This window comes from Enhydrobacter sp. (assembly GCF_030246845.1).
In the GTDB taxonomy this organism is placed as follows: domain Bacteria; phylum Pseudomonadota; class Alphaproteobacteria; order Reyranellales; family Reyranellaceae; genus Reyranella.
The window spans coordinates 2,086,794-2,100,270 of record NZ_CP126889.1 but is presented as its reverse complement, the minus strand read 5'-3'; the positions used below and the strand labels follow the sequence as shown (position 1 = coordinate 2,100,270).

The following is a 13,477-nucleotide window of genomic DNA, read 5'->3' as shown; positions in this document are numbered from 1 at the left end:
AAAAGAAAACGGCGGCCCGCGGGCCGCCGTTTTCGCTTCTACTCGCCGGCGGCCGGCGCGGATTGCTCCTCGCGCGGCTTGTTGGAGATGTCCTCGCCGGTCGTCTGGTCGACCGCCTTCATGCTGAGGCGGACCTTGCCGCGATCGTCGACGCCCAGGACCTTGACCTTCACCTGGTCGCCTTCCTTGACCACGTCGGTCACCTTGGCGACGCGGCGCGGCGCCAGCTCGGAGATGTGCACCAGGCCGTCGCGCGCACCCAGGAAGTTGACGAAGGCGCCGAACTCGACGGTCTTCACGACCTTGCCGTTGTAGATCACGCCGACTTCCGGCTCGGCCACGATGCCCTTGATCCAGTCGATCGCCTTCTGGCTCGCCGTCGCGTCGACCGCCGCGACCTTGATCGTGCCGTCGTCCTCGATGTCGATCTTGGTGCCGGTCTGCTCGGTGATCTCGCGGATCACCTTGCCGCCGGTGCCGATCACTTCGCGGATCTTGTCCTTGGGAATCGTGAACTGGGTGATGCGCGGCGCATTGCTGCTGACCGTCTCGCGCGCTCCGCCCAGGCCCTTGGCCATCTCGCCCAGGATATGGATGCGGCCGTCCTTCGCCTGCGCGAGCGCCACCTTCATGATCTCCTCGGTGATCGAGGTGATCTTGATGTCCATCTGCAGCGACGTCACGCCGCGATCGGTGCCGGCCACCTTGAAGTCCATGTCGCCAAGATGGTCCTCGTCGCCCAGGATGTCGGACAGGACGGCGAAGCGCTCGCCCTCCTTGATCAGGCCCATGGCGATGCCGGCCACCGGACGCTCCAGCGGAACGCCGGCGTCCATCAGCGACAGCGAGCCGCCGCATACCGAGGCCATCGACGAGGAGCCGTTGCTTTCGGTGATCTCCGACACGACGCGGATCGTGTAGGGGAACTTGTCCTTGGACGGCAGCATCGGCCGCAGCGCGCGCCAGGCGAGCTTGCCGTGGCCGATCTCGCGGCGTCCGGGCGAACCCATGCGCCGCACCTCGCCGACCGAATAGGGCGGGAAGTTGTAGTGCAGCATGAAGTGCTCGCGGTACTCGCCCTCGAGCGCGTCGATGATCTGCTCGTCCTGGCCCGTGCCCAGCGTGGCCACGACCAGCGCCTGCGTCTCGCCCCGGGTGAAGAGGGCGGAGCCGTGAGCCCTTGGCAGCACGCCGACCTCGGCCACGATCGGCCGCACGGTTCTGGTGTCGCGGCCGTCGATGCGCTTGCCGGTGTCGAGGATGGCGCTGCGCACCACGTCGGCCTCGAGGTTGCCGAACTGCTCGCCGAAGGCCTCGAGCTCTTCCTCGTTGCCCTCGAACAGCTTCCTGGCCTCGTCCTTCACGGCGCCGACCTTCTGCTGGCGCGCCTGCTTCACCGTCTCGGCATAGGCCTCGACGAGCTTGCCGCGCACCTCCGCCTTGAGCTTGTCTGCGACGGTCCTGGACGCCTCCGAGGGATCGCTGAGCGGCAGCGGATCCTTGGCCGCATGCTCGGCCAGCGAGATGATGGCGTCGATCACGGGCTGGAAGGAGCGGTGGCCTTCCATCACCGCGTTCAGCATCACGTCCTCGGGCAGCTCCTTGGCCTCCGACTCGACCATCAGCACGCCTTCCTTGGTGCCGGCCACGACGAGGTCGAGCTCGCTCTTCTCGTTCTGCTCGAGCGTCGGGTTGACGACGAACTTGCCGTCGAGCCAGCCCACCCGCGCCGCGCCGATCGGGCCCATGAAAGGCACGCCCGAAATCGTGAGTGCAGCCGATGTCGCGACCATCGACACGATGTCCGGGTCGTTCTCCATGTCGTGCGCCAGCGTGGTCACCACCACCAGCGTCTCGTTGCGGTAGCCCTCATGGAACAGCGGCCGGATCGGCCGGTCGATCAGACGCGAGGTCAGGATCTCCTTCTCGGAGGGACGGCCTTCGCGCTTGAAGAAGCCGCCCGGGATCTTGCCGGCGGCGAACGCCTTTTCCTGGTAGTTGACGGTGAGCGGGAAGAAGTCGAGCCCGGGCTTGGGCTTCTTCTCGTACACGACGGCGGCCAGCACCGTGGTGCCGCCGTAGGTCGCCAGCACCGCACCGTCGGCCTGGCGCGCGATCTTGCCCGTTTCCAGCACCAGCTTGCGGCCGGCCCATTCCACCTCTTTGCGGAAAACCTTGAACATATCGGTCATATCATCATCCTTTCCTGCACGGTCGACCGCCCCCGTTTGGCGGCGACCGCCCGCCGGCGCCCTTGCGCCGGCAGGACCGGACCAGGCCTTTGCTCTCGCCCCTGCCTTCCCGGTTACTGCGAAGTCGCATCAGCCGGCCGAACTCACGGGAGCCGAACGACGCGACACGAAAAGGCCCCGCCCCATCCTCGAAACGACGGGTGACGGGGCCGACAATCAACGGCGCAGACCCAGGCGCTCGATCAACGAGTCGTAGCGCTTGTGGTCCTTGGCCTTGAGGTAGTCGAGCAGCCGGCGCCGCTGGCCGACGAGCTTCAACAGGCCGCGGCGCGAATGATGGTCCTTCGCATGGCCCTTGAAGTGCTCGGTGAGGTTGGCGATGCGCTCGCTCAGGATGGCGACCTGCACTTCCGGCGATCCGGTATCGCCTTCGCCCTGGGCATAAGTCTTGATCAGCTCCGCCTTGCGCGCGGCCGTAATCGACATCGGTCATCTCCTAGCTCTAAAGGTTGAACACGCGCACCGGCTGGAGAGAGGCGCCGTCCGAACGGACCAGCGCGACCAGCCTGCTGCCCGCCTCGGCGCGAACCAGTGCGCCGGAGGGCGGTGCGTCCCGGGTCAGGGACACCGGCTGGCCGAGGCGCAGCCGGGCCGCCTGGGCGTCCGTCAGGGCCAATGCCGGGATGTCGTCCAGCGCGGTCGCGACGGGAGCCAGGGCCCCGAGAAGCGGCGGAATATGCCCGAGGGCTTCCAGTTTGGAAAGCGAAATGGCCGCCGTCTCCCGGAAAGGGCCGGCGGCCGTCCGACGCAGCGCCGAGAGATGCCCGACGGTGCCCAGGGCCAGCGCGAGATCGCGGCCAAGCGCGCGGATGTAGGTGCCCTTGCCGCAGGCGACCACGAAATCTGCATGGTCCACATCCGGGCGGGCCAGAAGCTCCAGCCGGTCGATCCGCACCTTGCGAGGGGCGAGCTCGACCGCCTCGCCGCCGCGCGCGAGATCATAGGCGCGCCTGCCGTCGACCTTGAGGGCGGAATAGGCCGGCGGCCGCTGCTCGATCTCACCCCTGAAGCGGCCGAGGACGGCGTGGATGGCCTCGCCCGAGGGCCGGACAGCGCTGGTCGCCGTTACTTCGCCCTCGGCATCCTCCGTCGAGCGTGCCTCGCCGAAGCGAACCGTGAAATGGTATTCCTTCCGCCCGTCCATGACGAACGGCACGGTCTTGGTCGCCTCGCCGAGCGCGATCGGCAGCACGCCGCTGGCCAGCGGATCGAGCGTGCCGCCATGCCCCGCCTTTTGCGCCCCGAACAGCCGGCGCACGCGTCCCACCGCCTGGGTCGAGCCGAGCCCGACCGGCTTGTCGAGCACGACCCAGCCGTCGATCTTCTGGCCTTTCTTCCGATTCATTGGGGCGCCGCACTGGACCGCGCGCATCTTGCGCGCCGACGGGCGAGCTGGAAGCTCGCGGTCCGCAATTCACTCCTCCTCGATATCGCGCGCCACATCGGGCCGGCGCAGCAGCGCGCCGATCCTGTCGGCCTCGTCGAAGGTGCGATCGAGCTCGAAGCGGATCTCGGGTGCGTAACGCAGGCCGGCGCGCTCGCCGACCCGCGCCCGGAACCAGGGCGCGGCGCGACGCATGGCGGCGAGCAGTCGCGCCTCGTCGACCCCGCCCAACGGCATGACAAAGGCCGTGGCGTTGCGCAGGTCGGGGCTAACGTCGACGGCCGTCACCGTGATCGATGCACCGCGCAACTCCGGATCGCGCATGTTGCCGCGCTCGATCAGATCGGCCAGCAGATGACGAATCTCCTCGCCGACGCGCAACTGCCGCTGGCTGTGGCCACGGCCGTCTCTCTCGGACGAACGACGCCGGGACATGGCGTTCCTTCCCTCCGTCGCCCCAAGAGGGCGACGCCTCCCCCGATGAGGGGGAGGCTTCGTATCAGAGTGTCGGCCGGACTTCCTCGACCTCGAAGCATTCGATCACGTCGCCGACCTTGATGTCGTCGTAGTTCTCGAACGCCATGCCGCATTCGAAGCCGTGCTGGACCTCGCGGACCTCGTCCTTGAACCGCCGCAGCGTCTTCAGCGTGCCTTCGTGGATCACCACGTTGTCGCGCAGCAGACGCACCTTGGCGCCGCGCTTGACCTGGCCCTCCGTCACCATGCAGCCGGCGACATTGCCGACCTTGGTGATGCGGAAGACCTCGCGGATCTGCGCGTTGCCCAGGAAGGTCTCCTTGAAGGTGGGCTCGAGCAGGCCGACCATGAGCGACTGGATGTCCTCGGTCACCTTGTAGATGATGCTGTAGTAGCGGATGTCGACCTTGTCGCGCCTGGCGATCTCGCGGGCCTGCGGATTGGCCCGCACGTTGAAGCCGATGATCAGCGCGCCCGACGCCTTGGCAAGCGTGATGTCGGCCTCGCTGATGCCGCCGACGCCGCTGTAGATCACGCGCGCCGCCACCTTCTCCGTGCTGAGGCGCGAGATCGCGCCGGCGAGCGCCTCGGCCGAGCCTTGCACATCCGCCTTGATCAGGACGGGCAGCTCCTTCGCCGTGCCCTCGCGGATACCCTTCAGCATCTCCTCGAGCGTGCCACGGCCGCCGGCGGCGCGGGCAAGCTGAGCCTGGCGCTCGCGGCGGGAGCGGAAATCGGCGACTTCCCTGGCGCGGGCCTCGCTCTCGACCACATGGAACTCGTCGCCCGCCTGCGGCGTGCCGTCGAGACCCAGGATCTCGACCGGAAAAGCGGGGCCTGCGCTGTCGACCGCGCTGCCGCGATCGTCGAGCAGGCGCCGCACGCGCCCCCACACCGAGCCCGCCACCAGCACGTCGCCGACCTTGAGCGTGCCGCGCTGCACGAGCACGGTCGCCACCGGGCCGCGGCCGGGATCGAGCTTGGCCTCGACCACCACGCCGTCCGCCGGACGGTTGGGATTGGCCCTGAGCTCCAGCACCTCGGCCTGCAGGAGGATCGCTTCCTCGAGCTTGTCGAGATTCGTCTTCTTGACGGCCGAGACCTCGATCGACTGCACGTCGCCGCCCAGTTGCTCGACCTGGACCTCGTCCTGCAGCAGCTCGGTGCGTACGCGGCTCGCATCCGCGCCCGGCTTGTCCATCTTGTTGATGGCGACGATCATCGGCACGCCCGCCGACTTGGCATGGGCGATCGCCTCCTTGGTCTGCGGCATGACGCCGTCGTCGCCGGCCACCACCAGCACGACGATATCCGTCACCTTGGCGCCGCGGGCGCGCATGGCGGTGAAGGCCTCGTGGCCCGGTGTATCGAGGAAGGTGATCTTCTGCTGCGACGGCAGAGTCACCTGATAGGCGCCGATATGCTGGGTGATGCCGCCCGCCTCGTGCGCCGCCACGTCGGTGGCGCGCAGGGCATCGAGCAGCGAGGTCTTGCCGTGATCGACATGGCCCATGATGGTGACGACCGGCGGCCGCGACACCTGGGAGCCTTCGGGATCGACCATGTCGCTGAGGCCGAGCTCCACGTCGCCTTCGGCCACGCGCTTGGGCCGATGGCCCATCTCCGTCACCACCAGCTCGGCGGTATCGGCGTCGATCGCGTGGTTGATGGTCGCCATCACACCCATGCGCATCAGCGTCTTGATGACATCGGCGCCGCGCTCGGACATGCGCGAGGCGAGCTCCTGCACCGTGATGGTCTCGGGAATCGTGACCTCGCGATAGACCTTCTGCTGCGGCGTGTCGTTGGCGTGCTCGCGACGCCGCTCGCGCTCGAGCCGGCGGCGCTGCTGCGCCACCGAGCGGCTGCGGAAGTCGTTCTCGCCCGCGACCGCGCGCGCCACGTCGATCTTGTCGGACCGCCGCTTCGGCGCCTCGCGCCGCGCGCCGGGCGGCTGCGGCAGGCGCTTGTTGATCGCCGGACGCATCGGCGGACGGCGCAGGACGCCGCCCGGCCCGGTCGAGCTGGCGCCGGCGGGGGCCGGTGCTCCCGGTGGGCGACGGACAGGCTGTGCGGGGCTGGTGGACGGCGCCGCGCCGGCCTTGATCTCGTCCGCCTGCCGGGCGATGGGCGTCTGCGGCGCGCTGGCGGCCTGGTCGAGGCGCTTCTGCACCATGACGTCGGCCTTGCGCTTCATTTCCTCTTCGGCCTTGCGCCGCGCCTCCTCCTCGGCGAGCCGCCGCTTGTGCTCCTCTTCAGCCGCCTTGCGCGCCTTCTCCTCGGCAGCCCGACGCGCCGCCTCCTCGGCCGCGCGCTGACGGGCGACCTCGGCCTCGCGATTGGCGTCGACCAGGGCGCGTGCCCGCGCCTCCTTCTCCTCCTCGGTCAGGGTGCGCAGCACGATGCCGCGGCCGCCATCGGGCCGCGTCGGCGCCGGTCGCGATGCGGCGCCTCCACCGAGCTTCAAGGTACGCCCGCCGCCGGTCGACGGTGCCGCCGCGGGCGGCGGCTTTGCCGGGGACGCTGCGGGCGACGCCGGGGAGGCGCTCGCGCCCGACGTCCGCTTGGCCGGCTTCTTGACCTCGACGGTCACGGCGCGGGTGCGGCCGTGGGAGAATTTCTGCCGTACCTGGGTCGCATCGCTCTTGGACGAGGACGCGCCCGTGCGCGCCGTCGTCGACAGGGTCAGCGGCTTGGTCGGCTTGTTGGTTTCTTTCTGTTCCGTCATGTCGCGTGTTGTCCTTGCTCCGCTCCGGCCCGTCAACCGGCGCCGTCGAGGCGATAGCGGCGCCACCGCGCCGCACCCCCCGCAATCCGTTCAATGAACCGGCCCGACCGATCGTCGCGCGCCACCGCCACATAGACGGCCTGCTCGCGTCCGAAGACGCCGCCCAGCGCCGCCGCGTCCGCCAGCCGTTCGACCGGCAGCCCGCTCGCCTGGAGCTTGGCCAGCCCGTCGCCATCGGCCTCCTCGGGCACGATCAGCAGGCCCGCCCGGCCCTGGCCGATCATCTGCTCGACCCGCACGAAGCCGGTCACCGCACGGCCGGCCCGCCGGGCGCGGCCGAGATCCTCGAGCACGCGGTCGCGCAGCAGCCGCTCGACCCGGTCGGCGAGGTCCGCCGGAGCCGTCACGGGCGCGCGCGCCGCTTTGGAGAAGAGCCTGCGCGCGACCGCCTGCTCCACCGCCGCGCGCTCCGCCGTCAGCCACATCCCGCGACCGGGCAGGCGACGCGCCAGATCCGGCACGACCTCGCCCTCCGGCCCGACGACGAAGCGGAGCATCTGCTCCGGATTCCCCTCGGCGCCGGTCACGAGGCAGGTCCGCACCGGCCGCGCGGAGGCGGCGGCGACCTTCTCGTCGAAGCGGGTCATCGCGGGCACGAAGCTCAAGCGATCTGTCCTCCTAGGCTTTGGCGGCCTCGCCGGCCACGTCCTCGGCCGGGAACCAGTGTTCGCGCGCCTTCATGATGATGGCGTTGGCGGTGTCGGTGTCCATTGCGCTCTCGCCCACGATCTCGCGCAACTCGTCGGATGCGAGATCGGCGAGGTCGTCGAGCGTCTTCACGCCGTTCTCGCCGAGCGCAACCAGCATCGGCAGGGTGAGACCCTCGGCGGAGCGCACTTCCTCGGCCACGCCCAGCTCCTCGAGGCGGCTCGCCAACTCGGCATCGCGCTTTTCGATGTACTCCCGCGCCCGCCGCTGCAGCTCCGTGGCGATCTCCTCGTCGAAGCCCTCGACGCCGGTCAGATCCTCGACGGCGGCATCGGAAACGTCCTCGACCGTGGCGTAGCCTTCGGCAACGAGGAGATGGGCAATGACGTCATCGACATCAAGGGCCGCCTTGAAGAGCTCGGTGCGCTCGCGCGTCTCCTTCTGCCGGCGCTCGCTCTCCTCGGCCTCGGTCATGATGTCGATCTCCCAGCCGGTGAGCTGGGAGGCGAGCTTCACGTTCTGGCCGCGGCGGCCGATGGCGAGGCTGAGCTGGTCGTCCGGCACGACGACCTCGGCCTTGTTCTTCTCCTCGTCCATCAGCACCTTGCTGACCTCCGCCGGGGCGAGTGCGTTGACGATGAAGTTGGCGACCTCGGGCGACCAGGGAATGATGTCGACCTTCTCGCCCTGCAGCTCCTGCACGACGGCCTGGACGCGGCTGCCGCGCATGCCCACGCAGGCGCCGATCGGGTCGATCGAGCTGTCGTGGCTCAGCACCGCGATCTTGGCGCGGCTGCCCGGATCGCGCGCCACGGCCTTGATCTCGATGATGCCGTCGTAGATCTCGGGCACTTCCTGGGTGAAAAGCTTGGCCATGAACTGAGGGTGGCTGCGCGACAGGAAGATCTGCGGACCGCGCGGCTCCTCGCGCACGTCGAAGATATAGGCCCGCACCCGGTCGTTGACGCGCAGCGACTCGCGCGGGATCGACTCGTCGCGGCGGATGACGCCTTCGGCACGCTGAAGGTCGACGGTGATGTTGCCGTAGTCGACGCGCTTCACCACGCCCGACACGATCTCGCCGACGCGGTCCTTGAACTCCTCGTACTGACGCTTGCGCTCGCTCTCGCGCATGCGCTGGGTGATCACCTGCTTGGCGGTCTGGGCCGCCACGCGCCCGAAATCGATCGGCGGCAGTTCGTCGGTCAGGAAGTCGCCGATCTGCGCCTCGGGATTGCGACGCTGGGCCTCGGCGAGCGGGACCTGCACGTTCTCGTTCTCGACCGGATCGGCCACCTGCATGTAGCGCAGGAGTTTGATCTCGCCCGTCTTGCGGTCGATCTCGGCGCGGATGTCGTGCTCGAGGCCGTACTTCGCGCGGCCCGCCTTCTGGATGGCCTGCTCCATCGCCTCGAGCACTTCCTCGCGCTCGATGCCCTTCTCGCGGGCGACCATGTCGGCCACCTGCAGCATCTCCAGGCGCGGGATATCGGCGGTCGTTGCCATGATTGTCTTCCTCTTGTTCCCTGAATACGTCGTCAGTGAGCTGGCGTTCCCGGCGCGCCGTCCCGGGCGTGGCGATGCTCGTCGAGCAGGGCGTCGGTCAGTTCGAGCTTGGCCCTGGCGACGGCGGAAAGCGGCAGATGCGCCTCCGTGCCGTCATCGAGCCTGAGCCTCACCGTGCCGTTCTCGAGGCCAAGCAGCGTGCCCTTGAAGCGTCGGCGGCCGTCGATTGGCTGCGCGGTCTCCACGCGCGCCACGTGCCCCGCCCAACGGGCATAATCCTTCTCGCGGGTGAGCGGACGGTCAATGCCGGGCGAGCTCACTTCCAGAGTGTAGGCGCCGGAAATCGGATCCTCGACGTCGAGCACCGCCGAGAGGGCGCGCGAGAGCGTGGCGCAATCCTCGACATCCATCGGCCGTCCGTCGGCCGGCTCGATCATGATCTGCAGCGTGCCGCCGCGGCTCATCGCGACGCGCACGAGCTCGTAGCCCATGCCGACGACGGTCGGGGTGACGATCTCTTCGATGCGGCGCAGCAGCTCTGTCACGCGGTCGGTGCTTCTCGACGGTTGGGCGGCGGCCGGGCCATAAACGAAAAGAGCGGGCAGTTGGCCCACTCTTTGTTGTTTGGTCCGTCCCGCGAACCCGATGAGGATGGCGGGGATATAGGCGCAAGAAGCCTTACTGGCAAGGCTTTTCCTGCGCCGTATCGCCGTTTACGGCGCATTCCTGATCGTGTCCGAAAATCGCGAGCACGCCGGCGCCGGCCTGTCGACAATCGGCAAGAGGAAGAACAGCGGTGGTTGAATATGTCGCGTCGGTATCACGGTTGGTGGGTGGTTTTCTGCGCCTTTGTCGTTGCCCTCTATGGGTGGGGGTTCGGCTTCTATGGCCTTGGCCTATATCTGGTAGCCCTACACGATAAGCTGGGTTGGTCGCCGGCCACGGTCTCGGCCGGCATTTCCTTCTACTATGTGCTGGGTGCCTTCGTCGTGATGCAGGTGGGCGACGCCATCCAACGCTTCGGCGCGCGTCCCGTCGTGCTGATCGGCACGGCCATGATGGCGCTGGGCGTGGCGGCGCTCACCATCGTGCGCGAGCCGTGGCAGCTCTACCTCGCCTTCCTGCTGATGATCCCCGGCTGGGGCGCGATGGGCGGCGGCTCGATCAACACAATCGTGGCACAGTGGTTCGACCGGCGCCGAGGCATGGCGGCCAGCCTGGCGCTGAGCGGCGCGACCTGCGGCGGCCTTCTGTTCGCGCCGGCCTTCGCCTCGGCCATCGCGAGCTGGGGCTTCGACAAGGCCTGCTATGCGGCGATCGCCGTGATGCTGGCGACGCTCGGCCCGACCGCCGCCCTGGTCCTGCGCGCGCCGCGGCCGACCGAGCACGACATCGGCGACGATGGCACGAGTCGCTCGGCGGTCGAGGGCGACGCGCGGACGAGGCGCGAGCTGCTGGCCGAGCCGCGCTATCTCACGATGGTCGGTGCGTTCTCGATCGGCCTCCTCGCCCAGATCAGCTTCATCGCCCACCAGGCCGCGTTCCTCGAGCCGGTCCTTGGCCTCAGGGGCGCCGGCTGGGCGGTGAGCCTGACGGCGCTGTCGGCGCTGGCCGGCCGCGTCGTCGTCGGGCTGATCGTCGACAGGGTCGATCGCCGCGGCTGTTCCAGCGTCGTGCTCGCGGTGCAGGCCGTCTCGATGATCGTCCTGCTCTCGACCTCGTCGGTGACCGGCCTCTATGTCGGCTGCCTGCTGTTCGGTTTCGGCGTCGGCAATCTCATCACGCTGCCCGGCCTGATCGTGCAGCAGGAATTTCCGCGCCGCGACTTTGCGCGGGCCGTGAGCTTCAACGTCGCCATCACCCAGCTCGTCGCTGCGGTCGGGCCATCGCTGCTCGGCATCCTGCACGACCTCTCGGGCAGCTATCGCACGTCGCTGATCGCCTGCCTCGTCCTGCAGGCGACCGCCGCCCTGCTCGTGCTGAGCCGGCCCGGCCCGCGGCCTATCGATCTTCCGGCCGACGCCTGAAGCGCAGGAAAGCGGGCTTGCGGCCGGCCAGCATCTTCAGTTCGTAACGGGTGGCTGGCCAGTCGGCCGGGCGCGCGCGCCAGTCGGCAGGGCTCTCGGCGAGCCATTCGAAAGCCGGATGCCGGCAGGCATGCTCCACCATCCAGGGCAGATAGCTCGGATCGTCGGTGGCCAAACGCAGCTCGGCATCTGGACGCATCAGGCGCGCCAACAGGTCGAGGTTGCGTCTTTGCACGAAGCGCCGTTTGTGATGGCGCGTCTTGGGCCAGGGATCGGGAAAGAGCACGAAGACGCGCGACAGCGATCGCGGCGGCAGGGCCGCCATCACGAACCGCGCATCGTCGGCGAAGAGCCGCACGTTCGACACCCCGGCGCGCTTGATGTGCGCGAGGCACTTGGCCACGCCATTGACGTAGGGTTCGCATCCGATCAGCCCGACGTCGGGATGATGTGCGGCCTGCCATGCGAGATGCTCGCCGGCGCCAAAGCCCACTTCCAGCCAGATGCCGCCCGCGGGAACGATGCCGCCGAACAGCCGCGCCAGATCGATCTTGGCGGAACTCTCGACGACCTCCCCTTCAGCGGTGACAACGGGCTCGGCGGGCAGGCCGACGGCGAGGCGTGGCAAGAGCGTGTCGATCAGCGACTGTTGACCGGCGCGCAGTTTCTTGCCCCGGCGACGGCCGTGCAATGTGCGCCGGCGGGCTTCTCCCATGGGCTGTTCCGGACGCGCCGCCTACATCACCACGTCGATCAGGTAAGGGCCCTTCTGCGACATGGCATAGGTGAGCTGCCTGGTGAGCTCGTCGAGATCGACCGCCCTGGCGGCGGGCACGCCCATGCTCTTGGCCATCAGGGTGAAGTCGAGTGTCGGCCGGTCGAGCGTCAGCATGTCGACCGCACGCGGTCCGGGATTGGCGGCGCCGACATCGGCGAGCTGGCTGTAGAGGATCTTGTAGGAGCGGTTGGAGAAGATCATCACGCAGACGTCGAGATTCTCGCGCGCCATGGTCCACAGTGACTGGATCGTGTACATGGCGCTGCCGTCGCCGATCATGGCGATCACCTTGCGATCGGGACAGGCGACCGCCGCGCCGACCGCGACCGGGGCGCCGAACCCGATCGAGCCGCCCATGTTGTTGAGCCAGTCGTGCGGCGGCGCGCCGACGCTATGGGGAAAGAAGCCGCGGCCTGTCGTCACCGACTCGTCGACCACGATGGCGCCTTCCGGCAGCGTGGCGCCGAGCGCCGCACCCAGCCCTTCGAGCGTGAACTTGCCGGTCGGACGGTCGGGCCGCTCGGCTCGAGCGACATTTGCCGGCTTTTCGTTGAGCGCCCCCAGCTCGGCGGCCAGCATCTCCAGGGCGGCGAGCGGATCGCCGTCGACGGGGCACAGCGTCGTCACCTCGCAGCCCTCGGGCACCAGGACGGACGGCTTGCCGGGATAGGCGAAGAAGGCGGCCGGCGCCTTGGCGCCGCACAGCACCATGTGCTTCGTCCCCTTCAGCATCTCGAGCGCCGTCTCGACCACGAAATGCAGCCGCAACACCGGCACCCGGCCGGCGCCACGCTCGATGCGCGCCGTACCGCCGGCCGCCTGCAGCCTGCAGCCTGTCTTGGCCGCGATCTTGCCGGCGAGTTCCAGTCCCCTGGCGCGCAGCGACCGACCGCCCAGGAACAGCATCCCCGACTGGCCGGCCCGCAGCGCCTTGGCCGCGGCCACGACGGTTTCATTGGCGGGCTTCTGCGGCGGCGGCGTCAACGGGGTCTCGGCCACGCCGTCGGCTTCGGTCCAGGCGGTATCGGCAGGCAGGATGAGCGTCGCGATCTGGCCCGGCGCCACGCGCGCCGCCTGGATCGCCGCCGCGCCATCCGATGCCACGGTTTTGGCGGTCGGCGAGGTCTTCACCCAGTGCGAGAACGGTCGCGCGATACCCTCGATGTCGGCAGTGAGCGGCGTGTCGTACTTGATGTGATAGAGCGCGTGCTCGCCGACGATGTTCACGATGCCGGAGCCCGCCTTCTTGGCGTTGTGCAGATTGGCAGCCGCATTGGCGAGACCGGGGCCGAGATGAAGCAGCGTCGAGGCCGGCTTGTCGGTCATGCGGTAGTAGCCGTCGGCGGCGCCGCTGCACACACCCTCGAACAGGCCAAGCACGCAGCGCATACCCTCGACGCGGTCGAGGGCCCCGACGAAATGCATCTCCGAAGTCCCGGGGTTGGCGAAGCAGACCTCGACCCCGCCCTTGACCAAGGTCCGCACCAGACTCTCCGCTCCGTTCATCGACATCCCCAATGCTTGCTGGATCCGCGTCGCGCGCACCCTAGGCCAGAGCAAGGCCAAAGGCCACGCCGCGGCACGCGGCGCCGTCATGCATTGCCGGCGTTGCCATCG

General features: G+C 68.8%; 11 protein-coding genes. 1 reads left to right on the top strand and 10 read right to left on the bottom strand.

Annotation, left to right across the window (positions count from 1 at the left end; all coding sequences use genetic code 11):
* Window positions 1-38: 38 nt before the first annotated feature.
* The 8 genes from pnp to rimP all read right to left on the bottom strand — a co-directional run bounded on the left by pnp (window position 39) and on the right by rimP (window position 9,600).
* Entirely contained in the window at window positions 39-2,183 is a 2,145-nt protein-coding gene (gene pnp, locus OJF58_RS10535) for a polyribonucleotide nucleotidyltransferase (RefSeq protein ID WP_300785242.1), read from the bottom strand.
* Window positions 2,184-2,408: 225 nt separating this feature from the next.
* Entirely contained in the window at window positions 2,409-2,678 is a 270-nt protein-coding gene (gene rpsO / locus OJF58_RS10530; protein ID WP_300784092.1) for a 30S ribosomal protein S15, read from the bottom strand.
* Between the two features lie 16 nt (window positions 2,679-2,694).
* Window positions 2,695-3,597, bottom strand: coding sequence for a tRNA pseudouridine(55) synthase TruB (gene truB / locus OJF58_RS10525; RefSeq protein ID WP_300784090.1), 903 nt, complete (start codon window positions 3,595-3,597; stop codon window positions 2,695-2,697).
* Between the two features lie 69 nt (window positions 3,598-3,666).
* Complete coding sequence (rbfA, locus tag OJF58_RS10520) at window positions 3,667-4,071, bottom strand: 30S ribosome-binding factor RbfA (RefSeq protein ID WP_300784088.1); 405 nt, start codon at window positions 4,069-4,071, stop codon at window positions 3,667-3,669.
* A gap of 64 nt (window positions 4,072-4,135) precedes the next feature.
* Window positions 4,136-6,841 (bottom strand): translation initiation factor IF-2, encoded by a 2,706-nt coding sequence (infB, locus tag OJF58_RS10515; RefSeq protein WP_300784086.1) that lies wholly within the window; start codon window positions 6,839-6,841, stop codon window positions 4,136-4,138.
* 32 nt (window positions 6,842-6,873) lie between these two features.
* Window positions 6,874-7,497, bottom strand: coding sequence for an RNA-binding protein (locus OJF58_RS10510; RefSeq protein WP_300785240.1), 624 nt, complete (start codon window positions 7,495-7,497; stop codon window positions 6,874-6,876).
* A 22-nt stretch (window positions 7,498-7,519) separates the two neighbouring features.
* On the bottom strand, window positions 7,520-9,055 hold the full coding sequence (gene nusA, locus OJF58_RS10505) for a transcription termination factor NusA (RefSeq protein WP_300784084.1): 1,536 nt from the start codon (window positions 9,053-9,055) through the stop codon (window positions 7,520-7,522).
* Between the two features lie 32 nt (window positions 9,056-9,087).
* Window positions 9,088-9,600: a ribosome maturation factor RimP gene (gene rimP / locus OJF58_RS10500; protein ID WP_300784082.1), complete on the bottom strand. Its 513-nt coding sequence runs from the start codon at window positions 9,598-9,600 to the stop codon at window positions 9,088-9,090.
* 261 nt (window positions 9,601-9,861) lie between these two features.
* Here rimP and OJF58_RS10495 point away from each other — a divergent pair, with 261 nt between their 5' ends.
* Window positions 9,862-11,082, top strand: a complete 1,221-nt coding sequence (locus tag OJF58_RS10495) for an MFS transporter (RefSeq protein ID WP_300784080.1) — start codon at window positions 9,862-9,864, stop codon at window positions 11,080-11,082.
* Here the strand turns inward: OJF58_RS10495 and trmB are convergent.
* Window positions 11,057-11,797 (bottom strand): tRNA (guanosine(46)-N7)-methyltransferase TrmB, encoded by a 741-nt coding sequence (gene trmB / locus OJF58_RS10490; protein ID WP_300784078.1) that lies wholly within the window; start codon window positions 11,795-11,797, stop codon window positions 11,057-11,059. The genes OJF58_RS10495 and trmB overlap by 26 nt on opposite strands.
* Before the next feature lie 21 nt (window positions 11,798-11,818).
* A complete protein-coding gene (locus tag OJF58_RS10485; RefSeq protein ID WP_300784077.1) occupies window positions 11,819-13,366 on the bottom strand; it encodes an acetolactate synthase large subunit in 1,548 nt (515 codons plus the stop codon).
* Window positions 13,367-13,477 lie beyond the last annotated feature (111 nt).